Source organism: Gemella sp. zg-570 (assembly GCF_018866345.1).
GTDB lineage: Bacteria > Bacillota > Bacilli > Staphylococcales > Gemellaceae > Gemelliphila.
In genome coordinates this window covers 533,567-556,347 of the sequence record NZ_CP076443.1, presented here as the reverse complement: position 1 = coordinate 556,347, position 22,781 = coordinate 533,567, and the positions used below count along the sequence as shown (strand labels likewise).

At 29.0% G+C, this 22,781-nt stretch carries 29 protein-coding genes; 11 read left to right on the top strand and 18 right to left on the bottom strand.

Annotated features, from left to right (window positions below):
* The 14 genes from KMP11_RS02815 to KMP11_RS02755 all read right to left on the bottom strand — a co-directional run bounded on the left by KMP11_RS02815 (position 1) and on the right by KMP11_RS02755 (position 7,854).
* A complete protein-coding gene (locus KMP11_RS02815; RefSeq protein ID WP_216280044.1) occupies positions 1–978 on the bottom strand; it encodes a pentapeptide repeat-containing protein in 978 nt (325 codons plus the stop codon).
* A gap of 168 nt (positions 979–1,146) precedes the next feature.
* On the bottom strand, positions 1,147–1,563 hold the full coding sequence (locus tag KMP11_RS02810; protein ID WP_216280043.1) for a RusA family crossover junction endodeoxyribonuclease: 417 nt from the start codon (positions 1,561–1,563) through the stop codon (positions 1,147–1,149).
* A 1,443-nt stretch (positions 1,564–3,006) separates the two neighbouring features.
* Positions 3,007–3,756 carry a replication initiator protein A gene (locus tag KMP11_RS02805; RefSeq protein WP_216280042.1) on the bottom strand — a complete coding sequence of 250 codons (750 nt, stop codon included), beginning with the start codon at positions 3,754–3,756 and terminating at the stop codon, positions 3,007–3,009.
* Positions 3,757–3,774: 18 nt separating this feature from the next.
* Positions 3,775–4,245 carry a single-stranded DNA-binding protein gene (locus KMP11_RS02800; protein ID WP_216280041.1) on the bottom strand — a complete coding sequence of 157 codons (471 nt, stop codon included), beginning with the start codon at positions 4,243–4,245 and terminating at the stop codon, positions 3,775–3,777.
* Positions 4,238–4,816 (bottom strand): hypothetical protein, encoded by a 579-nt coding sequence (locus KMP11_RS02795; RefSeq protein ID WP_216280040.1) that lies wholly within the window; start codon positions 4,814–4,816, stop codon positions 4,238–4,240. The genes KMP11_RS02800 and KMP11_RS02795 overlap by 8 nt, the downstream gene beginning before the upstream one ends.
* Positions 4,782–5,063, bottom strand: a complete 282-nt coding sequence (locus tag KMP11_RS02790) for a hypothetical protein (protein ID WP_216279624.1) — start codon at positions 5,061–5,063, stop codon at positions 4,782–4,784. The genes KMP11_RS02795 and KMP11_RS02790 overlap by 35 nt, the downstream gene beginning before the upstream one ends.
* Entirely contained in the window at positions 5,021–5,587 is a 567-nt protein-coding gene (locus tag KMP11_RS02785) for an ERF family protein (RefSeq protein WP_216279625.1), read from the bottom strand. The genes KMP11_RS02790 and KMP11_RS02785 overlap by 43 nt, the downstream gene beginning before the upstream one ends.
* A 15-nt stretch (positions 5,588–5,602) precedes the next feature.
* A complete protein-coding gene (locus tag KMP11_RS02780; protein ID WP_216280039.1) occupies positions 5,603–5,776 on the bottom strand; it encodes a hypothetical protein in 174 nt (57 codons plus the stop codon).
* Positions 5,764–5,967, bottom strand: coding sequence for a hypothetical protein (locus tag KMP11_RS02775; RefSeq protein ID WP_215756865.1), 204 nt, complete (start codon positions 5,965–5,967; stop codon positions 5,764–5,766). Before KMP11_RS02775 ends, KMP11_RS02780 begins: the two co-directional genes overlap by 13 nt.
* A gap of 76 nt (positions 5,968–6,043) precedes the next feature.
* Positions 6,044–6,373: a hypothetical protein gene (locus tag KMP11_RS02770; protein ID WP_216280038.1), complete on the bottom strand. Its 330-nt coding sequence runs from the start codon at positions 6,371–6,373 to the stop codon at positions 6,044–6,046.
* Positions 6,374–6,776: 403 nt separating this feature from the next.
* Positions 6,777–6,980: a hypothetical protein gene (locus tag KMP11_RS02765; protein WP_216280037.1), complete on the bottom strand. Its 204-nt coding sequence runs from the start codon at positions 6,978–6,980 to the stop codon at positions 6,777–6,779.
* A gap of 1 nt (position 6,981) precedes the next feature.
* Positions 6,982–7,176 carry a helix-turn-helix transcriptional regulator gene (locus KMP11_RS02760; protein WP_216279629.1) on the bottom strand — a complete coding sequence of 65 codons (195 nt, stop codon included), beginning with the start codon at positions 7,174–7,176 and terminating at the stop codon, positions 6,982–6,984.
* 139 nt (positions 7,177–7,315) lie between these two features.
* Entirely contained in the window at positions 7,316–7,441 is a 126-nt protein-coding gene (locus KMP11_RS07825) for a hypothetical protein (RefSeq protein ID WP_256444861.1), read from the bottom strand.
* Between the two features lie 218 nt (positions 7,442–7,659).
* Positions 7,660–7,854, bottom strand: a complete 195-nt coding sequence (locus KMP11_RS02755; protein ID WP_216279631.1) for a helix-turn-helix domain-containing protein — start codon at positions 7,852–7,854, stop codon at positions 7,660–7,662.
* A 1,108-nt stretch (positions 7,855–8,962) separates the two neighbouring features.
* Between KMP11_RS02755 and KMP11_RS02750 the strand changes: the two genes are divergently transcribed.
* The 4 genes from KMP11_RS02750 (at position 8,963) to KMP11_RS02735 (ending at position 11,213) form a co-directional block, all read left to right on the top strand.
* Positions 8,963–9,658: a DUF3800 domain-containing protein gene (locus tag KMP11_RS02750; protein ID WP_215756377.1), complete on the top strand. Its 696-nt coding sequence runs from the start codon at positions 8,963–8,965 to the stop codon at positions 9,656–9,658.
* Positions 9,659–10,010: 352 nt separating this feature from the next.
* Complete coding sequence (locus KMP11_RS02745) at positions 10,011–10,571, top strand: cell wall-binding protein (protein WP_215756376.1); 561 nt, start codon at positions 10,011–10,013, stop codon at positions 10,569–10,571.
* Positions 10,572–10,808: 237 nt separating this feature from the next.
* Entirely contained in the window at positions 10,809–10,934 is a 126-nt protein-coding gene (locus KMP11_RS07925; RefSeq protein WP_215756382.1) for a tyrosine-type recombinase/integrase, read from the top strand.
* 48 nt (positions 10,935–10,982) lie between these two features.
* Positions 10,983–11,213: a hypothetical protein gene (locus KMP11_RS02735; RefSeq protein ID WP_215756375.1), complete on the top strand. Its 231-nt coding sequence runs from the start codon at positions 10,983–10,985 to the stop codon at positions 11,211–11,213.
* A gap of 599 nt (positions 11,214–11,812) precedes the next feature.
* On the opposite strand, the gene rpmG is transcribed toward KMP11_RS02735, so the two are convergent.
* From rpmG to gltX, 4 genes are all read right to left on the bottom strand, one after another.
* On the bottom strand, positions 11,813–11,962 hold the full coding sequence (rpmG, locus tag KMP11_RS02730) for a 50S ribosomal protein L33 (protein WP_003145675.1): 150 nt from the start codon (positions 11,960–11,962) through the stop codon (positions 11,813–11,815).
* Between the two features lie 102 nt (positions 11,963–12,064).
* Positions 12,065–14,623: a preprotein translocase subunit SecA gene (gene secA, locus KMP11_RS02725; RefSeq protein WP_215756374.1), complete on the bottom strand. Its 2,559-nt coding sequence runs from the start codon at positions 14,621–14,623 to the stop codon at positions 12,065–12,067.
* Between the two features lie 213 nt (positions 14,624–14,836).
* Complete coding sequence (locus KMP11_RS02720; RefSeq protein ID WP_253195977.1) at positions 14,837–15,085, bottom strand: heavy metal-binding domain-containing protein; 249 nt, start codon at positions 15,083–15,085, stop codon at positions 14,837–14,839.
* Positions 15,086–15,158: 73 nt separating this feature from the next.
* Positions 15,159–16,616 (bottom strand): glutamate--tRNA ligase, encoded by a 1,458-nt coding sequence (gene gltX / locus KMP11_RS02715; RefSeq protein WP_215756373.1) that lies wholly within the window; start codon positions 16,614–16,616, stop codon positions 15,159–15,161.
* A 266-nt stretch (positions 16,617–16,882) separates the two neighbouring features.
* Between gltX and mbhE the strand changes: the two genes are divergently transcribed.
* Genes mbhE through KMP11_RS02680 form a run of 7 tightly spaced genes read left to right on the top strand, consistent with a single transcriptional unit; the run spans position 16,883 to position 22,617 of the window.
* Complete coding sequence (gene mbhE, locus KMP11_RS02710; RefSeq protein ID WP_216280036.1) at positions 16,883–19,237, top strand: hydrogen gas-evolving membrane-bound hydrogenase subunit E; 2,355 nt, start codon at positions 16,883–16,885, stop codon at positions 19,235–19,237.
* Complete coding sequence (locus KMP11_RS02705) at positions 19,227–19,652, top strand: MnhB domain-containing protein (RefSeq protein WP_215756371.1); 426 nt, start codon at positions 19,227–19,229, stop codon at positions 19,650–19,652. Before mbhE ends, KMP11_RS02705 begins: the two co-directional genes overlap by 11 nt.
* A 1-nt stretch (position 19,653) precedes the next feature.
* Entirely contained in the window at positions 19,654–20,013 is a 360-nt protein-coding gene (locus tag KMP11_RS02700; protein WP_215756370.1) for a sodium:proton antiporter, read from the top strand.
* The gene (locus tag KMP11_RS02695) at positions 20,006–21,484 is read left to right on the top strand and encodes a proton-conducting transporter transmembrane domain-containing protein (protein WP_215756369.1); all 1,479 of its coding nucleotides are present in this window, start codon (positions 20,006–20,008) and stop codon (positions 21,482–21,484) included. The genes KMP11_RS02700 and KMP11_RS02695 overlap by 8 nt, the downstream gene beginning before the upstream one ends.
* Before the next feature lie 6 nt (positions 21,485–21,490).
* Positions 21,491–21,976 carry a Na+/H+ antiporter subunit E gene (locus KMP11_RS02690; RefSeq protein ID WP_215756368.1) on the top strand — a complete coding sequence of 162 codons (486 nt, stop codon included), beginning with the start codon at positions 21,491–21,493 and terminating at the stop codon, positions 21,974–21,976.
* Positions 21,969–22,262, top strand: a complete 294-nt coding sequence (locus KMP11_RS02685; RefSeq protein WP_215756367.1) for an MrpF/PhaF family protein — start codon at positions 21,969–21,971, stop codon at positions 22,260–22,262. Before KMP11_RS02690 ends, KMP11_RS02685 begins: the two co-directional genes overlap by 8 nt.
* Positions 22,246–22,617, top strand: coding sequence for a monovalent cation/H(+) antiporter subunit G (locus KMP11_RS02680; RefSeq protein ID WP_215756366.1), 372 nt, complete (start codon positions 22,246–22,248; stop codon positions 22,615–22,617). Before KMP11_RS02685 ends, KMP11_RS02680 begins: the two co-directional genes overlap by 17 nt.
* The last annotated feature ends 164 nt before the right edge of the window (positions 22,618–22,781 follow it).

Below are 22,781 nucleotides of genomic sequence, written 5' to 3'. Positions count from 1 at the left end.
CTACACGTCTCCCTTCTTAGCCTCTTTATAATCATTTAACATATCCAAAATAAAATCAATAACCTTTTTATACCTCTTAAGCAAAATAGGCTTATGTAAATATTTAAGCTCAACATGCTTTATAAAATCACCAAAAGAACCAATAAAAGAGCTGCAAGTTACCAAGTCTAAATCAGCCCAATAAGAAACCTGGTTATTATCGCTTGTTGTATCAAGCCCAACAGAAATAACCCTTTGCCCCTCCACTTGCTCATGGTATACATGCCTTAAATAAGCACACTTTAAATTAGCACTTGTCAAATTAGCCTTGCAAAGATTAGCCCCTTCTAAATCTGCATCCCTTAAATTAGCCCTTGCTAAATTAGCATTATAAAGATTAGCCCCTTCTAAGCAAGCATCCCTTAAAATAGCATCTTTTAAGCAAACCTCAGATAAAATAGCCTCCCTTAAATTAGCATTATCTAAATTAGCACAATCTAAATTAGCATCTTTTAAATTAGCAAAAATTAAACGTGAATCCCTTAAAACAGCAGAAGCTAAATTAGCACAAGCTAAATTAGCATAAAGTAAATTAGCCTTATAAAGATTAGCACAAGCTAAATTAGCAAGCCTTAAATAAGCATCTTCTAAATTAGCAAAATTTAAACTAGCAGAAACCAAAGACGCCTGGTAAAGATTAACACCCTTTAAAGATGCTTGCTTTAAAATAGCCTCATCTAAAATAGCCTTTCTTAAATTAGCATAGCTTAAATCACTAAAGCTTAAATTAGCCTTTTCTAAAACAGCATATTCTAAATCAGCATAGCTTAAATTAACATTTGTCAAGCTAGCATCCCTTAAATTAGCGTATCTTAAATCAAGATAGCTTAAATCAACAAAACTTAAATTAAGCCTACTACCCCCTTTACCCTCGCTATCTAGCCATTCTTCATGTTTTCTTAATAAATCCTTTAATACATCTTCATTTAATTTTTTCATCCTGTTAACCTCCTAAAAATATCTACTTAATCACAATAGGTCTTTCTTCACTAAACCTATGAAAAAAACAATCAAAAATTAAAAAACCAATATAAAAGCCCACAAACACGGCAGACAAATATTTTAATATTTTATACACTCCTAAAACCTCCAATAAAACAAAAACCCTTAAATCTCTTTTAAAAAAATTTCAATTCCAACATTACCGACTGCATAAACCTTTTTAATATGAGTAACCACAACCTGGGCATCATCCAGAAAATAACCAGACTCTGCCATACAATCTTTCAAAGCCTTAATTAAGTTATCCGTATCAGGTCTAGTAATCTTATACACCTGGTTTTTCTTAACATTCCCAGGTCTTTCAAAATGATAAACAACCCCAAGCTCCAAAGCACCCACAAAAGGGCTATCTGGTTTATATTGATCTAACTTAAGCCTATATAACTTCTTAGTAAGCTTAAGCTTTTCACTATCCCTAACAATAGGACGTCCCTTTATAACAGCTATTTTCTTTTGCTGTGCCGTAGTCCTCGGTATCTTATCAAACCCCAAAAAAATATGCAATTCTCGCTTATTATCCATCTTTAAATAACCACTCCCTATATAATCTAAAACCTAAACTTACAAGCTAAAATCCAACCTAAAATAAGCACCTAAAAAACCTAAATTACCCCTAAATGCCAAATTAAGCATTTTAAGCTATGTTTTAGCCCTTTCTTTTACTTTCTGGAACATTATATCATTTTTTCTTCTAATCAAGCTCTATGCTACCTTAAAACGCCTAATTTACCCCTTTAGACGTTCTACTCACAAAAGAAATTCCTAAAAAACATATTTATATATATTTTTATTATAAAGTAGTATAGCCCCATAATATAATATCACGCGTACGCTATATATATAACTAGTATACTAATTATATATAATAATAATATATATATATATATATAAACTAGGTGATATTATATTATATTATTATTAATATATTATTATTACTATTCATTATTACTTATGTGTAAAAATTACACTTTAAAATGGCAAAAATTACACTTTAGACGGAAAAAATTACACTTTAAAAATTCTTAAGTGTAAAAATTACACTTCTACCTCTTATGAGGTATAGAAAAGGGCATGGCTAAATAAGCCTATAGCAGACAATTTTTTTTTGTCTAAAATAAAGCGTGTTTAAATAAGCCTATAGCAGACAATTTTTTTTTCGTCTAAAATAAAGCATGATTAAATAAACCCAAAGCAAACAATTTTTTTTTGGTATCAAATAAACCATTTTTTGGTCTTAAAAATCTATTCAATTTTCATTGTACACTAAACAATTTAAAAAATACTGTTGACGAACCAAGAATAGACATTTTTTTAAAATTTTTGTTGCCTTGTACCGTGTATATGCACAAGTCCGCTCACGGTATGCGTATTTGCATTAAACATTATTTTAAAATTTATTTTCTCTTTGTACCGTGCATATGCACAAATCGAATATGGCTACTTTCCAGTCTTTTAATCCGTTAGTCATTTTATTTTATCCAGCTCCCCCTTTTTACTGTTGCCATCGGTTGAGCTGTCGTTTAAATGCACGCTTAAATATTTAGTTGTTTAGGCGGATTGTTATTGCTATATTATCCACGCCCCACATCTTACTAACCATTTAGGTGGCGTGTCGTCTATTTGTCGATTTTAATGAGTTTTCTAAGGTGTTAGTCATTTTATTTTATCCAGCTCCCCGCTTCCACTCTCCCCGACGTTGAGCTGTCGTTTATATCGCTTAGTTATTCCGGCCGTTGGTCATTTTATATTATCCACGCCCCCGCTTACAAACCTATTTGTTGGCGTGTCGTCTATTACTAGACATTATTTTAAAATTTATTTTCTCTTTGTACCATGCGTATGCACAAATCGGACACAAGGTATGCGATTTTTTTTATAAACATTTTTTTAAAATTTATTTTATTTCTTGTACCATGTATATGCACAAGGGTCTTAAGGGTATTTCGACTAAATAAGGAATAATAATTACTTGTTATACCAAGTATAATTTATTATTCTGTCAACCTCTTCTTTTTCAAATCGTTTATCTGTTCTCTTTTTATCTTCTTTATATTTTTTTCTTAAAAATCTAACAAAATTTATTAAACTTTTTATTTTTATTTTTTTTATTCTATATATTTCGATCGTATCTAGAATATATTTTTTTTCACACCCTCTTATATCTCCGTCTATCAATATTTGCTCTAGCTCTAATACAGCGGAGGGCATTTTATCTTCTAATTTATTTATTTTTTCTTTATCTTCTAATATATCTTTTAATATATCTTTTAATTTATCTTTATCTTTATTTATCGTTGAAACTATCTTATTATTTTTCTTATTATTATTATTATTATTTTTCTTAATTTCTTTATTCTTTGATTTATCTTTTTTCTTTATCTTATTTTTTTCTATAATCTTGTCTTGGGGTAAAAAGACAAAATATTTAGTGTTTTTCTTATTTCCACTTTGTTCTATTAAGTTTACTTCTATTAATTCTTGCTTAGCCTTAATTAAAGTCTTATTCGACTTTAGGCCGCTATTGTTTAATAAATCTTCTATGTTAAAGTATATAAAATATTTCTTTTCTTTATTATCGTAAAATTTTTTGTCTTTTGTTTGTGATAATCTCACCCTATCCAACATAAACATATAAAGAATTTTAGCATTGTTAGATAGGTTAAAATACTTACTTTTAGGGTTGAATAATTCTTTAGGTGCTTGAAAAAAGTTCATCTTATCCAACCCCCCTTTTTATTCTTTTTCTTTAAAAGGGTTCTTGTCGAATATCGTGTTACCGTTTATTCCTATTCCATAGCTACCAAAATTAAATTTTTGGTTTTCTGTCTTCTGATCTGCCTGGTTAAATAACCAGTCCATATTGTCCTTGTCTTCTTTGCTTTCCTCTCTCTTAGCCTGCAGGTAGCTTATACTGCTAGCTATTACATCGGTCGTATACTTAGTAGTCCCGTCTTTTGCTTGGTAGCTTCCCGTGTGTATACTACCACACAAGCCTATTAAGTTCCCCTTGCTTTGATATCTACACAGATTTTCAGCTTGCTTACCAAACGCCTTACACTGTATAAAATCCGTCTGTTTCTCTCCTCTTGCATCCTTTACGCCCCGGTCTACTGCCAGCGTAAAAACTGCTACGGCTAAGTTATTATTACCTATTTTTAACTGAGGGTCTTTTGTCAGTCTTCCGACTAGCACAAGGTTATTCATCATTTTCACCACCTCCTAGCTTATCTTCTATTATACCAATTATTTTTAAAATTGCATCTTTCTCTAATAAGGCTACCCTTATTTTTTTCGCCCTCTCCCTCTTAGGAAAGTGTAAACAGTAGGCTTTATAGCTATCATAATTTTTTTCATCATATGCCATTAAATAAAGGCTAAGCTGCAGGGCTATATAATCATACTCTACGCTTGCTGTTGTTTTTATATCATATATGATATTCTCGCCCACTCCGTCTATAGTACCGGCGTACAAGTCTTTATAATGTACCCTATGCTCTACATACTTACTTTCAAAGTTTTTTATCCTCTTATAGTCTTCTATAGTCTGCATTTCTTTTTCGCTCAAGTCTAGGTAGTTGAGGGCTTGCCCCTTTTCTAGCCTTTCTATTAGCTCGTGTATTTTTGTACCATAAGAAGCGGCAGTCGCCAAAACTTCCTCAGCTACCCCTTCGTACTTCTCACCCAGGATTAATTTTATAGCCTGCGTTACAGAAATTAAATTTTTACCACCCAAAGTATAACTATGATTTGCTTCTTGAAATTCTAATTTGTTCATTTGTTACCCTCTCCTGATTTAAATAACTTTCATACAGCTGGCTGTTCTCTTGTCTAAACTGCCGAGAATTAAACACATAAGACACACTAGACGGAATATAAGATATACTCGCCCCCTTTGTAAGGTACTTGTCTATACCCTCCTTTTTCATCTCCTGCATTAAGTCCTCTTTTATCCTTGCTATATCCTCCGTTACTTCCTTAACTAATTTTTCTTTTGCTTCAAGTTCTCTAAGTAGTTTTTCCATAAAGTCGCCAGCACCTCCCCACTAACATCATTTAACGTTTCATAACCATTAGCCTTTAACCACTTCGTAACTTGGACAGGGTCAACATTATCATTAATATTTTTTATTATCTCTTCCTTATCTTTTGCCGTATTTGCATCCTTTAAAGCCTGCCTTGCCTTTCTCTCCTCCTGGTTCTTAGCGTCTATTATATCATTTTCTGCTATCTCTAAGGCGTTCATATACAAGTACCTTTTAGCATAAGTAATAGTCGCCCCTATATCCTGCATCTTTGCCCCCTCTAACTTCTGTATAGGGCTTGTAAATTGCACCTTCTCGTCCGTCTCATTATCTTTTATAGTCAGCTTGGCCACTTCCTTATACAAGTCAAAGTGGCTATATAAATCTAAACTTTCAAAAATTTCATTTACCCTTGGTAAAAAATCTTGCAGTTCAAAATACTTAAACTTTTGAAATGGATTAAGCCCACTTTTCTTTAATTGCTTTTCTTGTAATAACACCCTTGCTTTTTGTAATTTTTTCACCGTCTTTACCTCCTACTATCTCCAACCTTCGTTGTTTACTCCTTCCCACCAGTCTATATTGTCCCAAATAAGGGCTATTATCTCGGTTACCTTCTTTTCTGGTAGCCTCTTGCCCAAATTGTATTTTTGCCTATTAAGTAGTCTTATTATTTCCCTTTGCTCGTTTAATTCATCTGTTAGTTGTCGCATTTTTTATTTTTCCTTTTTTTGTATATTTCGCTAATTGCTCTTAGCGTTCTATTTATTGCCTTGTCCCAGTCTATACCTAATTTTATTTTTGTTTTCTTTTCTAGTATTTTTAATTCGTATATGTAATGGTGCATTTCTGCCAGGTCTTCTTTTTTGTTCCTGTCTATTTTTTCTTGTATTGTTTCTTTCATCTTGACTTTTCCCTCTTTTTATGCTATCATCTACCTATATATTTAGGTTTGCTAGTAACTTATGTTGCTAGCTTTTTTATTTGCCTAAACTCCTCTTTACTTGACGGTAAGAAGCATTTATATATTCTATGCCTTCCCCCATATACACAGCTAAACGTACTTTATTATACGTATTTACACCGTGAATTGTTAAAACCGCATGTATAAAATATTTCTTGGGTATTCTATCAAATTGTACCCTATCCGTTGAAAAATCACGCCGTAAGCCCAAAAGCTTTATCCTTGCCCTTACCTCTTCCTTGCTGGTTTTAAAATGTTTTGCTAAGTCCCTAACTATAAAATGAGGTTGCAATTTATACAGATCTACATCCTCTTTCATTTCCCATTTCTTGCTTACTTCTCCCATCTTGCCTTTTCCTTTTTTCTTCTAAATCTTTTTTATAAATTCTTGCGTTGTGTGCCTCCTCCTATTTGTTTTATACATTGTTTTCTTGTATAATTTTTGTTAAGGTAACAATTCTGGGTACCCAATTTCTTTAAAAAAGGAGTTGGTTTTTTTGACCAAGTTTTTACTGATAGCGTAAACTTGTATATTTTTTTCAGTCGACTTTACATTAAACAAAGTAATTTTAGCTAGATGAAATTTTAATGTAAATATAGGTGCCGTGAAAAATTTATTGAGGAGGAACGCCTGCTGTACTTGCTAAGCCTTCTTTTATCTACTAGCAATAGATAACAAGCTAAAAGTACCGAATTAAGACGTTAGCTAGACGTCTTTTTTTGTTTTACAATTCAATTCCTTACCCCCTTTAATAAAAAGGGCTTATGAATTTTTGATTGCCTTTATTAACTTTCTTTTTCACAGGCTTCTTTTCCTCTAAATCTCTAAAATCAAAAAACATTGTTAGTACTAAGCCCCCCAGTATGTACATTAGTGTTCTGAAAGGGTTTAAGCCTTCTTCTACTCCTACAGCTAGAAAAACACCTATTATAAAGCCCCTTACACCTTGCATTTTACAGCCCCCCTTCAAATTCTATTTCATCTATGCTTACTCCGTAAACCTGGCTAATCTTTTTTAACCTGTAAAGCCTAACGCTCCTAGTATTTTTTTCATGATTATATAAAGAATTTCTACTAATACCTAAAAGCTTCGCCGCCTGCTGGACGCTAAGCCCCTTACTTTCCCTTAATTCCTTCAAAGTAACCAAAATAACACCTCCTTTAAAACCTAATCACCCTTGCTTACCCAACGGAAAATTAAAAAACAAAATATAAAAGCTAATAAAAATTGCATTTTCTAAACCAATATGATATACTTATATATAAAGGGGTTGCCCCCTTTATTAGTTATTTACGCTTTCTGTTTTTTACAGAAGGCTTTTTATTATTAGTAGCTCTTATTAAACTAGCAATACCGGCAAATAAAACACCTAAGCTAGTCAAAAGCTCTGCTAACTCTTTAAAAGTAATCATACCTTACTCCTTTTTCAAAAACTCGGATTAACTTAACCCTGTATAAATATTCTACCTTCTTCTTCTTCTTCTTTTGTCAAGCTTTTTTTACAAAAAAAATAATATTTTTTCATCTTTTTTTATAAAAATAGCCAAAATAAAAAAAGGAGCTAATGCTCCTTTTAATTGCGTAAACTATTCATAAATAATAATCAGTAAAAAAATAAACTAAGGCTAATTTATATTTTAAAATCAATATCAGCATAAGTGATATTAAAAAGTTTTTCTATTTTTTTAATATCTGGTACACTAGGGAAATTAATAGCTCTTTCCCACTTGCTCCAAGTCGCAGCGGATATATTCAAACGCCCAGCCACTTCATCTTGCGACAAATTAAACTTAACCCTTAGCATCTTTAACGTTAATTTTTCCAAAATCTTCACCTCCTATTTATAAAATTTACTTATTACTAATGCGTCAAAATCCAGTAAATAAAATAGACTAAAGCTATAATCTCAAGCGTTTTCCACACAATTTTTAAAATTAATTTTACCGTTTCCTTATCCATATTGACTATTTCTTGAAAAAGTGTTAAAATTTGGTTAGGTGGAGCTTTCGCCCCCACCTTTTAACCAAATATTATTTCAATTATAATTCTTATTATGACAGTTAGCTTTAAAAGCTTTGTTATAATTGAAAGTATTAGCTCAAGGTATTCATCAAATATCTTGAGTTTTTCTTTTTCATCTCACTTTTTCAAGCCTTTAACCCTCCTTTCTAGCTTGATAATAATATTATACAATATTATATTGTTCTTGTATGTACTTTTTTATTTTTTCTTAACTTTTTTAGTTTTTTATAATAATATATAAGTATAATAATTAAGGAAGTGATAAAATGATTAATCTTGTAAATAAAGAAATAATGGCTAGAAATACAAAGTATTATATGGGAAAAATGATTTAAACACTACTGAATTTTCAAATAAACTTAATTTTAATACACTATAGTGTTAGATTAGTTTAAAGCTAAAACTTATTCTAGAATAGATCAAATAGAGATAATGACTAATTAGTTTGTAATATCAAAAGTAGATTTAGTAGAAGCAGATTAGCAAATAAAAAAAACAAGGAGTAAAAATCCCCGTCTTAGTATAAGTAGAATCAGGTATACCAATCACAGCGATATAAGACATAATAGACTATGAAGAAATAATCCAGGAAATGGAAAGAAGTGGAGAATACTTCGACCCACAAATAAAAGACAACTCCATATAGCTAAAAATGGGCAACGGCGGCGTAATAGTAAGAAAACAACCTGATGCTCAGACAGACCACACCGTCATAATAATAGTAACCTACGATAACACAACCTGCAAAAAACTAAAAAACCAATATACAGATATCAACCAACCCTGCATACGCCCCCATGTTTTACACCCTAGAAGAAATCCAAACAAAACCAGTAACCATACTAGGCAAAGTCGTAGAACTAAGAGCGAAGTTTTAGGGATAAGAAAATAATAGAAAAAGGTTATACAATGTGAAAAAATTTTATTTTGACGAATCAGGTTCAATAACAAAAAGCAAAAACATAAATAATAAATATTTTATTTTTGCTGGAATATCTACAAATGAACCTGAACACACTAAAAGAATATTTAAAAAAGCAAAACAAAAATATTTAAAAAATAATCCAGACCTAAATTTCAACATAAAAAATGAAATAAAAGGCTCTGAAATGAATATTGATTTTAAAATATTTTTATTTGAAGAACTAATAAAAAAGACAGACATTACATTTTACTTTATGATATTTGATAATCACAATGCCTATGACAGATTAACAACAAATCCATCAATAACATTCAACTACATAAACTTCTTATTACTAAAAAATTCATTTTCAACTTGCAACATATTAAATTTGAATTTAGATAATAGAAATGTAGCTATTAAAAATTTAAAGTCCTTACAAGACTATCTAGAAATTAAATTTTGTATAGAAGATAACAAAGTAAAAGAATATGTAAAAGTAGAATATTTTGAATCACAAAACAATATATTAATACAAATAGCCGATATATTTTCAAATTTTATTTATAGATTAATAAAAGGAAAAGATAATAATTCAAATCAAGAAAAAGCCATTAAAATATTCAATAAACTAAAAATAAAAAACATTCAGCATATGGATTATTTTCCACGAGCTAAATGTAATTCTAGTTTATTTGGATAAATAGGATAGTATCAACTTAAGAATGGGTTACCAAAACAGGCAACTTACGAATAAATGTACGCCATTTCTTAAGAATTACCAATACCACCTAAATTAATTTTACATTATTGCTGCCCAATAGTCAATAATTTTTTACTTTTTATAAACAAAACTATTAAAATTATATACATAGGAAATTAGCATTTGAAAAAGCTACGGCTTTCAAGTGTGCAAATACTGTGATATATGAAAATATATATGCAGTATTTTTGTATTTAAGAAAAATTATAAAAATATAATTTTAGATAGCTATTTGTAGCTATCCAATATGGTTTTTAAACCGCTAAAAAATTAAATTTAAAGGATTATAATTATGAAAAAATCAAAAATTTTATTAACAGCATTATTATCTAGTGTGGTTATTGTAGGTGGATGTTCTAACAATACAGAAAAAAAATCTACAACTAAAGAGTCTTCAACTTCTAACTCAAAATCTAGTTCAACAAATTCAACAAACAAAAAAGAAGTAAAAGACAAAATTTATGGATTAAATGAATACTGGGTAGTCGATGGTCAATGGAAATTAAAAATTGATAGTGTAACCACTACTACAGAAAGAAATCAATTTTATAAAGATGAACCAGCACAAGTAGTTGTTATTACTTATACATATGAAAATCTAGGGTATAAAGGAGAATTCCAAGATTTATTTTTTACACCATATCAGGTCGTTGATGGCGGTAAAAAAGTATCTAAAATATACCCAATAATTAATCTTAACTATGTAAAACCTACACCTGAAGGTGCTATTATGGAGGGTGCACAAAAAGCTTTTGGATTATCTACTGAAAGTAAAACAATTAAAGTTATGTTCGACAAATACGACAGCAATAAAAAGCGACAAAAAGCTACATTTGAAGTCCCTGTAGAATAAAATAAACAAATAAAAAAACTCCCCTACTTAGCCAAAAGCAAGGGAGAAATAGCGTATAGTAAAATACACTAGTCTCAACAGCTAATATTATACTATACGCTTCTTAATAATCCAAATTTACAAAGGAGCGTGTTTTTATGAATATCAAAGAATATGAAAAAACAAAGCAAGATTTTTTTAAAAAAAGATGCCAAACTATATATTGCTAAAATGCAAACCTAAAGAAAAGAACTAGGTATATTAACTAATAAATACCAGTTATTTTCAGAAGTATATAATGACTGGTTTGAAGGGTACAAACATAATATAAAAGAAAATACACTTTTCATTAAAATGCACATTTTCAAACTATTGTTAGAGTGATTTAATAAAATTAAACTAACAAAAATAACAGATTCACATTGTCAAAAATTGATAAGTACACATTCTGAAAAATATAGTCTTGCCCTACTAAAAAATGAAAATGTAGAGAACAAAAATATTCATAAATGCAATAAAATTAAATTTAATTTAATTTATAAAAATCCAATGAACGACGTTATGCTTCCTAAAATTAAAAAACTGAACAAGAAGACGAATTATACTATAATTAAAGAAGAATTAAGACTTTTATTAAAAAAAGTTGAAAAAATTACTCATTAAAAACATTAGTAATATTTAGACTACTTGCCTTTATAGGAATTAGTAAATAAGAATTACTAGCATTAACTTAGGATGACGTTAACTTAAATAATACTCTTATAACCATAAATAAAAATCTCTCACTAAATATATACTATAAAATAAAAATTCAATCCTCAATAATCAAAAAAGCAAAAAGAAAAATTACCATAGACACTAAAACTGTACAAATGTTAAAATACTACCAAAAAACAACAAGCTCTAAATTATAGTTTACAGATAAAAATGACAACTTCATAGGTCTAATGTACTTAAATCACAAAATTAAAAATATATGCAAAAACACAACTTAAAATTAATAAAAATACATGGTTTTAGACATACCTGTTGTTCTTTATTATTCGAAAGTGGTGCAAACATTTAAGACTTACAAAACAGATTAGGGTATAACGATTTAAAAACTACAATGGGAATATACGCCCACTTAACAAAAAACAAAGAAATAAATTAGCCAACAAATTTGCTAACCATTGAAACTTTTAACAACAGTTCCTTATATATTTCGTATACATTCTAAAAACAACCCTTGAAACGTTGATGTATCAAGGGTTTAAAAAATATTATTTAGTTTCTCTGTGTAGAGTTACTTTTTTTAATCTAGGACAGTATTTCTTAAGTTCAATACGGTCTGGATTATTTCTTTTATTTTTTTTAGTAATGTAGTTTCTATCACCACATTCTGTACAAGCTAATGTTACATTTACGCGCATTAATATAGCCTCCTATTTTTAATATATGTCTTACAACTTTTTCATACAACGACAAATATTATATCATTAAATAAATATAAAATCTAGTATTTTTATATAATTTTACTTACCTATTACCTTTTTCTTTTCTTTTAATTCTTTTATTCTATTTAATCTTTCTTCTTTTCTTTTCTTTTTTTCTTCTCTACTTGAACTTTTTATAGGACCTCTTGCTATATGTTCCTTACTGTCATTTGTAATAAGAACTTTCTCTTCGTTTTTCAGTTCTATTTCTTCGTGTCTTTCTACTTTTATACGCAGTAGATTTGTAGTAACACTATCTTCAATTTCAGCAATCATATTTTCAAACATGATATGACCTTCATTACGATACTCTCTAAGAGGGTCTATTTGCCCATAAGAACGCAAGAAGATACCTTTTCTCAACTGGTCCATCTGGTCAATATGGTCTGTCCAATGCTGGTCAATAGAATTTAAAAGTATATATTTTTCAAAATTATCCATTGTTTTATCAGTAAGTAATTCACGTTTTTCAGCAAGTTCTTTTTTAATATTTACGAGGGCTAATTCTGCTATTTCTTCTTTATCACTAGCTTCTGTGTAATTATCAATATTAATAGGATTATCTAATAAATATTTTTCATTAAGTAATTTCACGATATCTCTTATATCAATATCTTCATCTACAAACTCTAAATTTAAGGAGTAATCAATAGTTTTGTTTACAGCATTGTCTACCATGCTAGCTATTATTTCAGAAACTTTTTCTAATTCTAAAACTTCATTACGTTCTCCATACATTATTTCACGTTGTTTTCTTAAAACATCGTCATATTGAAGAACTTGTTTTCTAGCATCAAAGTTATTTCCTTCAACACGTTTTTGGGCACTTTCAACAGATCTACTTATCATGCGACTTTCTAATGGAGTATCGTCATTCATATCCATTAATTTTTTAAGTCTATCCGCTCCAAAACGAAGCATAAGTTCATCTTCTAAAGAAAGATAAAATCTTGAATAACCTGGGTCTCCTTGACGTCCTGAACGTCCTCTTAACTGATTATCAATACGGCGCGATTCGTGTCTTTCAGTACCTATAACGGCTAATCCACCTAATTCTCTTACACCCTCACCAAGTTTTATATCTGTACCACGACCTGCCATGTTGGTTGCAATAGTAATTGAACCTTTTTGTCCTGCCATTTTAATTATTTCTGCTTCACTCTCATTTTGTTTGGCATTTAAGACCTTGTGGGGAACTCCAGATTTATAAAGTAAATTAGATAGCAATTCACTTGTTTCTATGGCTACTGTACCTAATAAGACAGGTTGCCCTGCAAAATATCTTTCTTTCACATCACGAACTATCGCTCTATATTTAGACTCCATACTAGAATATACTAAATCTGGTGCGTCAATACGAATTACAGGTTTATTTGTAGGAATAGTAGTTACAAACATATTATATATATTTCTAAATTCTTCTTCCTCTGTTTTGGCAGTACCTGTCATTCCAGATAATTTTTTATACATTCTGAAATAATTTTGGAAAGTTATTGTTGCCATAGTTTTGCTTTCTTTTTGGATTTCAACATTTTCTTTAGCTTCTATGGCTTGATGTAAGCCTTCCGAAAAGCGTCGTCCTGGCATAGTTCTTCCAGTGAATGAGTCAACAATTAAAATTTCTCCATCATAAACAACATAGTCAACATCAAGACTCATTGTATAATTTGCTTTTAGAGCTTGATTTATATGATGAGTTAAGTCAACATTTTTTAAATCATAAAGATTTTTTAATCCAAAATATTGTTCAGCCTTATCAATACCTCTTTCAGATAGTTGAATAGCTTTAGTTTTAATATCTAGTGTATAATCCCCATCGCTACCATCTTCTTCTTTAGCCATCTTTAAAGTTCTAACAAATGCGTTAGCTACTTGATATAAAGATGTAGATTCTTGACCTTCTCCAGATATTATAAGTGGTGTTCTTGCTTCATCAATAAGTACAGAATCTACCTCGTCAATTACTGCATAATTTAGAGGTCTTTGCACTCTCGATTCAACATTTCTAACCATATTATCCCTCAAATAATCAAATCCAAGTTCGTTGTTTGTAGAATAAGTAATATCGCAATTATATGCTTCTCTTTTTTCCGATGGAGATAGGGAGTTTAAATTTAGTCCAACAGTTAGCCCCATATATTCATAGAAAACACCCATTTCTTCTTTATCACGTTGTGATAAATATTCGTTTACAGTGATTACGTGAACACCTTCGCCGTATAGGGCATTTAGATAAACTGGCATAGTTGCAGTCAAAGTTTTACCTTCTCCTGTACGCATTTCTGCTATATCTCCCTTATGAAGAGCGATCCCCCCCATAATCTGTACCTTGTAAGGTTTCATACATAATGAACGAAAAGCTCCTTCTCTTGCAGCGGCAAAAGCATCTACTAGTATATCATCTAATATGTCCGAACTAGAAACACCTTTTTCTTTTTGTTGTGAAATATAATCTCTAAATTCTATTGTTTTATTTTTTAATTCCTCTTCTGTTAAAGAAGCATATTCATCTTCTTTAGCAATTACTTTCTTTGCCAATTTTTCAAGACTTTTTAATTCTCTTTTATTAGCATCGAAAACTTTATTTAAAAATGCCATATATAATTTCCTCTCGGTTAATAAATTAACTTCTTAACATCATAATATTATAACACTTAGATATATATTTAGCAATTATTTTTTCTAATTAGCAAATTATATGTAAAATATTCAAAGTAAAAATTTATTACTTATAATATAACTTTACTAAAAGTTATAAAAAATAGACACTTTTATTTAAACCATCTATTTTACTTATATCAAATTTTATTACTATCTTACTTCTACCGCTGTATCAGTAGCGACAACAAGAATCATATCGCCATTAGTTCCTAGGCTTTCAAAGTTTATAGATAAACCAATGACTGCATTAGTTCCTAATTTACTAGCGTTAGATTTAAGTTCTTCGTCGTATCCGGCACTTCTCCCTCTAAAGAAATTTCTAAAACCAGCCCCTATATCTTTTATGAAATTTATACCAGCTAATACTGATCCAGTAACAAGTCCCTTATATTTTATTATTTACATACCTGGAACATTATTAGTTGTTGTTATTATCATAATTAATCTCCTTATATTTAAATATTATTTTTTATTACTTATTTAATATTTTTTGTATTCTTTCTACTACTCTATATTTTCCTAGCAACTCTAAACTTAAATTTAATTCTGGCCCGTGCATTTGTCCAGTAGTAGCAACACGAATTGGCATAAATAAGTTTTTACCTTTTATACCTGTTTCTTTTTGAATTTCTTTGATTGCATTTTTTATATTTTCTGCTGTAAATTCTGACATTGAAGAAATTTTTTCTAGCAATGCTTCAAAAACTTTTGAATTTGTATCTAGGGCTAATATTTCACTTTCTTCATTAGCAAATTCAAGTTCTTTTTTAAAGAATAGCGATGTTAATTTAACTATTTCTGCTCCGTAACTCATTTGTGGTTGATATAAACTTATTAATTTTTCAAACCATTCTTTATTTGTTTCAATTTCTTCTTGGGTTACTATTCCTTCTTTAACTAAGAATGGCAAAGCAAGATTTAATATTCTTTCTAGGGGTTGTTTTTTAATATATTGATTATTAATCCACGTTAATTTTTGATTATCAAAAAATGCAGGAGATTTGCTTAGACGTTTTTCGTCAAAAATTTTAGCAAATTCATCACGAGTGAAAATTTCTTCCTCTCCTTCTGGAGACCAACCTAATAAGGCTATAAAATTGAATATTGCTTCTGGTAAGTAACCAAGTGAATCGTATTGTTCAATAAATTGAATAATACTTTCATCACGTTTTGATAATTTTTTCTTGTTCTCATTAACAATAAGTGTCATGTGTCCAAATTTTGGAGCTTCAAAACCTAAAGCTTCATAAACTACTAATTGTTTTGGAGTATTAGAAACATGGTCATCTCCTCTTAATACGTGTGATATGTTCATTAAGTGGTCGTCTATTGCAACGCAAAAATTATAAGTTGCAACTCCGTCATTTTTTAAAATAACGAAATCTCCAAAATCTTTACCCTCAAAAGATAATTCTCCTTTTACCATATCTTCCCAGCTGTATGTTCTATCTTGAGGAACACGAATACGAATTGATGGTTTTCTTCCCTCTTTTTCAAAAGCCTCTTGCTCTTCTTTTGTTAAGTTGGCATGTTTACCACTATATCTAGGTGGCAAGCCCTTAGCTTTTTGTTCTTCTCGTTCGGCTTCCAATTCTTCAGCAGTCATGTAGCATTTATAGGCCTTATTTTCTGAGATTAATTTTTCTGCATACTCTTTATATATTTCTAAACGTTCAGATTGGCGATAAGATCCACAATCTTTTTCCTTATGAAGTCCCTCATCATATTCAAGACCCAACCACTTCATATATTGCAGCTGACTTCTTTCTCCCTCTTCTTTATTACGTTTAAAATCAGTATCTTCAATTCTTAAAATAAAATCTCCGTCATAACGTTTTGCAAAAAGATAATTGAATAAAGCTGTTCTTGCATTACCTATATGCAAATTACCTGTCGGTGATGGAGCATATCTAACTCTTACTTTTTTCATTGTAAAACTCCTAATTATTTAGTTTAATTTAAAATATTATACACCAGTAAGCTGTAAAAATCAATAAAACCTTGATTCTATACATAAAAGTATATTTAAAATATTATAAAAAAATTTTTTATTTTAGAAAATATTTTATGAATTATAGAAAATAATTTCTAAATTAAAATTACCATTTTGAATCCATGTAACATTTTCATTTTCAATGTTATGCAAAATGTTATATAATATTAATTATAAATATTTTAAAGAAAGAGGGTTGTTTAATGTTACAAGTAAGTATCTTATTACCTTTACTTGCAATTTTTTTAGTGCCTTTAATAAAGAAAAATATTAAAAGCATACACTTAGGATTTTTCTTACTCTTAGTACCACTAAGTTTGTTTTTATACTTTTCATCAAAAATAAGAAGTATTTATAATGGAGAAATTTTTACAAATCATTTTTCTCTTGCTTCAAACATTGGTTTAGACTTAAATCTTAGACTAGATGGGTTATCTTTATTATTCGTACTTCTTATTACTGGTATTGGTACATTAGTGATACTTTATTCTGCATACTACATGGAAAGGCTAGACCCTAAACTGCATAAATTTTATATTTTCCTTATGTTGTTTATGTCAGCTATGTTAGGAATAGTTTTATCCGATAATTTACTTAGTATGTATATGTTTTGGGAATTAACTTCTGTTTCATCATTCCTATTAATTAGTTATTGGTATGAAAATGAACGTTCAAGAAGCGGAGCCTTAAAATCTCTTATCATAACTGTATTCGGTGGAGTACTAATGCTACTAGGAATATTCATATTAGAAAATATTACTGGAAGTTTTAAAATAAGTGAAATAATAAATTACAGTCAAAATAATGAATTTGGTAGTCTAATATATATTGCAATGATTTTAATTCTTATCGGTACTTTTACAAAGTCAGCACAGTTTCCATTCCATATATGGTTACCAGACGCTATGGTTGCACCTACACCTATAAGTAGTTATCTGCATTCTGCAACTATGGTTAAAGCTGGAATATATCTTTTATTACGTATTGGTATTGTATTTTCATTCACTCCTATATTTGCTAATACCCTTATAATATTTGGTGTCATTACAATGCTAATAGGTTCAATTAATGCAGTATTCTTAAAAGATTTAAAAGCCATATTAGCCTACTCTACTATAAGCCAACTAGGAATGATGACACTGATGATTGGTATTGGAAATCTAGGTTTATATAACAATAATCATACTATATATACATTTGCATTTTATACTGTTTGCTTCCATATAATAAATCACGCTGTTTTTAAAGCCAGCTTGTTTATGGTTACGGGAATTATTGACCACACTCTTCATTCTCGCGATATATCTCTTATCAGAGGAATGAGAAAAATTCTACCTGCAAGTTTTGTAATTAGTATATTAGCTGCAATGTCTATGGCTGGAGTACCACCATTTAGTGGTTTCTACTCTAAAGAATTTTTATTAACAACAGTTTATAATTTATTAGATACTAATATCTATTATCTTATTGTTATAATAATGACTATTTTGGCTGCTATAGGTACATTCATCTACTCCATGATATTGGTATTCAAACCATTTTTAAATGAATTTAATCCTGAAGTTTTAGGAAAACACAAATTACATATTGTTAATAAAGGAATTGTTATAGCACCTGCAATACTAGCATTAATGACTTTAGCAAATAATTTTTACAAAGATGTAATAGTTATTCCAGCTCAAAAATCAGCTGTTGTAACAAAAAATTATATTACTCATATTAATCACGAAAGTTTTGTAACTAAAGAATTAATAACATCAATAATAATTATTCTTGTAGGAAGTTTAATATATATAAAATTCGCTAATAAAAATTCTATTTATAATTACAGTCCTGTTATTATAAATATTCAAAAATTATATGATATTTGTGGCGAAAAATTACATAGTTTAACAAAAGAATTACATGATTTATTTATAACAAATAAAATAAGAAGAAGTATGACTTATATCTTTATATCTCTATCTGCTACTGTAATAATAGGTTACTTCATTTTAGGTAAACCTCTTGCTATTAATAATTTTTCTGAAGTAAATTTAATAAATATCATTATATCTATCGGTATTGTTATATGCTGTATCTTCTTATCTTTTATGACTAACAGATTAGTTTTAATTATGACTTCATCAGGAATAGGATTTATGATGACAGCTCTTTATGTAACATTTAGGGCTCCTGACCTTGCAATGACACAATTTGTAATAGAATCAATATCAACAATTATATTCTTGATTGCTTTTATTGTTCTAACTAATAAAACTAAACATATTGAAAAAACAAAATTCAAACTAACAAATGCAGTAATAGCTATCTTGTCAGCTATTAGTTTTATAATCGTAGGTCTTGTTTCTTATGCTTATAAAAATCCATCAGTAATTAGTCCATTTTATAGCGAAAATGTAATTCCTTCTGGTGGAGGAAATATAGTTAATGTTATTATAGTTGACTTCCGTGGTTTTGATACTTTATTTGAAATTACCGTTATGAGCATGGTTGCCCTAATAATTTACTCTATGTTTAAAATTATAAAAAAAGGAGGTAATAAAGATGAAAACTAATGATTTAATTTTAAAAAGTTTATCGACCATAACTTCAATATTTATCTTTTTACTTTCGCTTTATTTATATTTCGGAGGGCATTTTTCTCCAGGTGGAGGTTTTGTTGGCGGGTTACTTTGCACAATGGCTTTAGGTCTAGCTATGTTTACATACGGCATAGACAAGGTTACATCTACCCTGCCTATAAACTATATTTATATTACAGCCAGTGGTTTAATATTTTCCATAGGAACTGCCATTTCTGGTATGCTTGTAGGAAAAAATTTCTTTAAACACCACTTCACTCATATTCATTTTCTCTTAATTGGAGAGGTTGAATTACATACGGCAGCTATATTTGATTTGGGTGTTTATCTTGTAGTTGTCGGTGTACTTATGTCTGTAATATTAGCCTTTGGAAAGGACGGTAGATAATATGGAATTTTATATGATTATACTCTGCGGAATTTTGGTTGGTTTTGGAGTATATATGATGCTTTCAAAAAGTACAATCAGAATAATTATAGGTGTTGGACTTTTTGGTCATGCTGCTAATCTTATTATATTAATATCGGGTGGGCTATACGACGGAGATATTCCTATTATTTCAGAACTTGGTAATAATTACATAGACCCAGTTCCTGCTGCTCTTATTCTTACAGCAATAGTTATAGGTTTTGCAGTAACTTGTTTATTAATATCAATATATATAGCAAACTACAAACTTCAAAACAGTGATGATATTAACACATTAGAAGATGTAGATTTTATAAAGGAGGTAAGTAAAGATGTATAGTAATTTACCAGTTATTCCCATAGTAATACCTCTACTATTTGCATCAATTACTATTTTCTTTAAAAATAATACTTTTATACAAAAACAAATTACACTCTGTGCTAGTATTTTAGTAACTATATCTGCAATATTTAATATTTTTAAAATTAAAAAACATGAAATTTTAATTCTTGAAATGGGTGATTGGAAGAGTCCTTTTGGTATAACTTTAGCCCTTGATGGATTAAATAGTATTTTAGTTTTAACATCAGCTATTGTTTTTCTAGCAACAATAATTTATTCGAGTAAAACTATTGATAAATATAGTGAAAATAGTTTCTTTTATACTGGTATATTACTTATTATGACTGGTATTAACGGAGCTTTTACAACAGGAGATATTTTTAATTTATTTGTATTTTATGAAATACTCCTAATGGCATCTTATCTTTTGTTACTTGTAGGTATAAAAAAAGAACAACTAAAATCTTCAATAAGTTATGTTCTAATGAATGTTTTTGCTGGAAGTTTATTTGTTATTAGCGTAGGTTATTTATATACAATAGTTGGTAGTTTAAATATGGCTTACATCTCTAAAACTATCAGTTCACTACCCGACAAAAGAGGTTTGTACCTTGTAGGTCTAGTTATGATATTTGTATTTGCCATGAAGGGAGCTATATTCCCCTTATTCACATGGATGAATAGGGCTTATGCCGCTCCTCCTATTGCAGTATCAATAATATTTGCTGCACTACTAACAAAAGTAGGACTTTATTCAATAATTAGAACTTACAGTTTATTCTATTATGAATCTAATACTATAAAATATTTTCTATTATCTTTAGGAACTATTTCAATAATAGTTGGTTGTATCGGTGCAATATATCAAAAAAATCTAAAACAAATTGTAATATTTAATATTATAATATCACTAGGAATTATGGTTGCAGCTACTTCAGTATTAAATAGCAAAGCAATAAAAGGTGTTATCCTCTACTCAATAAATGATATTTTATTAAAAGCTGCTCTATTTACAATGGTAGGAATTATAATTTATATTTGCAAGGTGAAAAATATAAAAAAATGCGGACTAATTAACAAATATCCCTTACTTGGCTGGACTTTCTTTATTACCACTCTTTGTCTATCAGGTGTTCCACCTTTAAGTGGATTTTACGGAAAAGCATTAATTATACAAGGCTTCGTAGAAGATAAACAAATATTTGTAGGTGTGATAGTTACCCTATCTGGTTTAATAGTATTTTATTCTCTTATAAAAGTATTCTTAAATATTTTTTATGATAATACAAATAAATCATTAGAATTAAAACCACTGCCAAAAATTTTAATAATACCAGTTTTATCTCTACTTGTTATTGCTATTGTTGTAGGTTTGTGTAGTAATCTTTTAGAACCCTTATTAGAAAAAAGCACATCTACAATATTAAATTCAAATAAATATATAGAGTTGGTTTTACAGAAAGGATAGTTGACTATGGCAATTCAATTTTTTATTAATATATTTTTCGGAATACTCTGGATGTTCTTTTCTAACGGATTTAATCACGAATACTTTTTTGTTGGCTTTTTCTGGGGAGCTGTAATAATTTTTATTTTGAGAAAACAACTTCCTGGTAAACAACTATATTTTGTATATCTATACAAGTGGATAAAATTAATATTATTATTCTTAGTAGAATTATTAAAAGCAGATATTGCGGTGTTTAAATTAATGTTCAAACCAAAGTTAGATGTAAATCCTGCAATATTTGAATATCCTTTAGACGTAGAAAAAAAATGGCAAATTGTTATGTTGGCTAATATGATAACTTTAACTCCTGGAACAATAACAGTAAATATTAGTTATGATAATTCTAAATTATTTATTCATAGGCTAGACACTGACGATATAGCAGGAGAAATAGAAGCTATAAAAAACAGTTTTGAAAAAGCCATTTTGGAGGTGGATAAAATTGAATAAGATATTAGATATTACTATTTTAGCTGGTATTTTTACAAGTTTTATTATGATTATCTTTCTTCTTTACTACATGGTAACTAAAAAAAGTATTTATGATAAACTTATAGCTAGCGATTTAATAGCAATGCCTTTAATTTGTGGCGTTGTACTTATAAGTATGTATTACAAAACTTTATCCTACATAACTTTGGTACTAATAATTGCGATAATTTGCTTTGTTGGAACCGTAGTTACAACTAGATTTTTAGTGCGTAAGGAGGTTTTCCCTGATGACAATTCTAAATAATGCAATGACAATAATAATTATTCTTTTAATAATTATTGCAATACTGGCTATGATTAGTACAATTTTAGGATTTATTAGACTTCCTGATGAATTAACTAAATTACACGCATCAGGAGTTACAGGTTCTTTTGCAGTTGAGCTAGTATTAATCGCTGGTTTTATATTCTTTTATAGATACTTGAATGTTTTTGAATATAAATTAATTATTGCGATAATATTTTTATTTATAGTTTCTCCTATTACAGCTCACATGATAGGATTGACTTCAATAATCTATAAAAAAGATGCTTACTTTAAAAGAAATAAACAAATAGAACCCTTATTAGAAGATGTAAAAAAATATAACGAAAAATAATATTAAAATAAATTTTAAGAAATTTAAAATTTTATATGAAAAAATAGAATTATTTTTTAATAATTCTATTTTTATTTTGTCTATAATGTAAGAAATTTTCTACAAACAAGTGTGTAATTGACTTATTAATTTTAATGTAGTATTATAACCTTATAATTATTTAA

Coding starts and splice junctions, on each gene's coding strand:
- KMP11_RS02800 (WP_216280041.1), bottom strand. CDS start 4,245: ATGAATAACCTTGTGCTAGTCGGAAGACTGACAAAAGACCCTCAGTTA.
- KMP11_RS07825 (WP_256444861.1), bottom strand. CDS start 7,441: ATGATTACTTTTAAAGAGTTAGCAGAGCTTTTGACTAGCTTAGGTGTT.
- KMP11_RS02775 (WP_215756865.1), bottom strand. CDS start 5,967: ATGAAAGAAACAATACAAGAAAAAATAGACAGGAACAAAAAAGAAGAC.
- mbhE (WP_216280036.1), top strand. CDS start 16,883: ATGTTACAAGTAAGTATCTTATTACCTTTACTTGCAATTTTTTTAGTG.
- KMP11_RS02795 (WP_216280040.1), bottom strand. CDS start 4,816: ATGAACAAATTAGAATTTCAAGAAGCAAATCATAGTTATACTTTGGGT.
- KMP11_RS02780 (WP_216280039.1), bottom strand. CDS start 5,776: ATGCGACAACTAACAGATGAATTAAACGAGCAAAGGGAAATAATAAGA.
- KMP11_RS02705 (WP_215756371.1), top strand. CDS start 19,227: ATGAAAACTAATGATTTAATTTTAAAAAGTTTATCGACCATAACTTCA.
- KMP11_RS02700 (WP_215756370.1), top strand. CDS start 19,654: ATGGAATTTTATATGATTATACTCTGCGGAATTTTGGTTGGTTTTGGA.
- KMP11_RS02680 (WP_215756366.1), top strand. CDS start 22,246: ATGACAATTCTAAATAATGCAATGACAATAATAATTATTCTTTTAATA.
- KMP11_RS02810 (WP_216280043.1), bottom strand. CDS start 1,563: ATGGATAATAAGCGAGAATTGCATATTTTTTTGGGGTTTGATAAGATA.
- secA (WP_215756374.1), bottom strand. CDS start 14,623: ATGGCATTTTTAAATAAAGTTTTCGATGCTAATAAAAGAGAATTAAAA.
- KMP11_RS02765 (WP_216280037.1), bottom strand. CDS start 6,980: ATGCAAGGTGTAAGGGGCTTTATAATAGGTGTTTTTCTAGCTGTAGGA.
- rpmG (WP_003145675.1), bottom strand. CDS start 11,962: ATGCGCGTAAATGTAACATTAGCTTGTACAGAATGTGGTGATAGAAAC.
- KMP11_RS02770 (WP_216280038.1), bottom strand. CDS start 6,373: ATGGGAGAAGTAAGCAAGAAATGGGAAATGAAAGAGGATGTAGATCTG.
- KMP11_RS02815 (WP_216280044.1), bottom strand. CDS start 978: ATGAAAAAATTAAATGAAGATGTATTAAAGGATTTATTAAGAAAACAT.
- KMP11_RS02695 (WP_215756369.1), top strand. CDS start 20,006: ATGTATAGTAATTTACCAGTTATTCCCATAGTAATACCTCTACTATTT.
- KMP11_RS02690 (WP_215756368.1), top strand. CDS start 21,491: ATGGCAATTCAATTTTTTATTAATATATTTTTCGGAATACTCTGGATG.
- gltX (WP_215756373.1), bottom strand. CDS start 16,616: ATGAAAAAAGTAAGAGTTAGATATGCTCCATCACCGACAGGTAATTTG.
- KMP11_RS02790 (WP_216279624.1), bottom strand. CDS start 5,063: ATGGAAAAACTACTTAGAGAACTTGAAGCAAAAGAAAAATTAGTTAAG.
- KMP11_RS02805 (WP_216280042.1), bottom strand. CDS start 3,756: ATGAACTTTTTTCAAGCACCTAAAGAATTATTCAACCCTAAAAGTAAG.
- KMP11_RS02745 (WP_215756376.1), top strand. CDS start 10,011: ATGAAAAAATCAAAAATTTTATTAACAGCATTATTATCTAGTGTGGTT.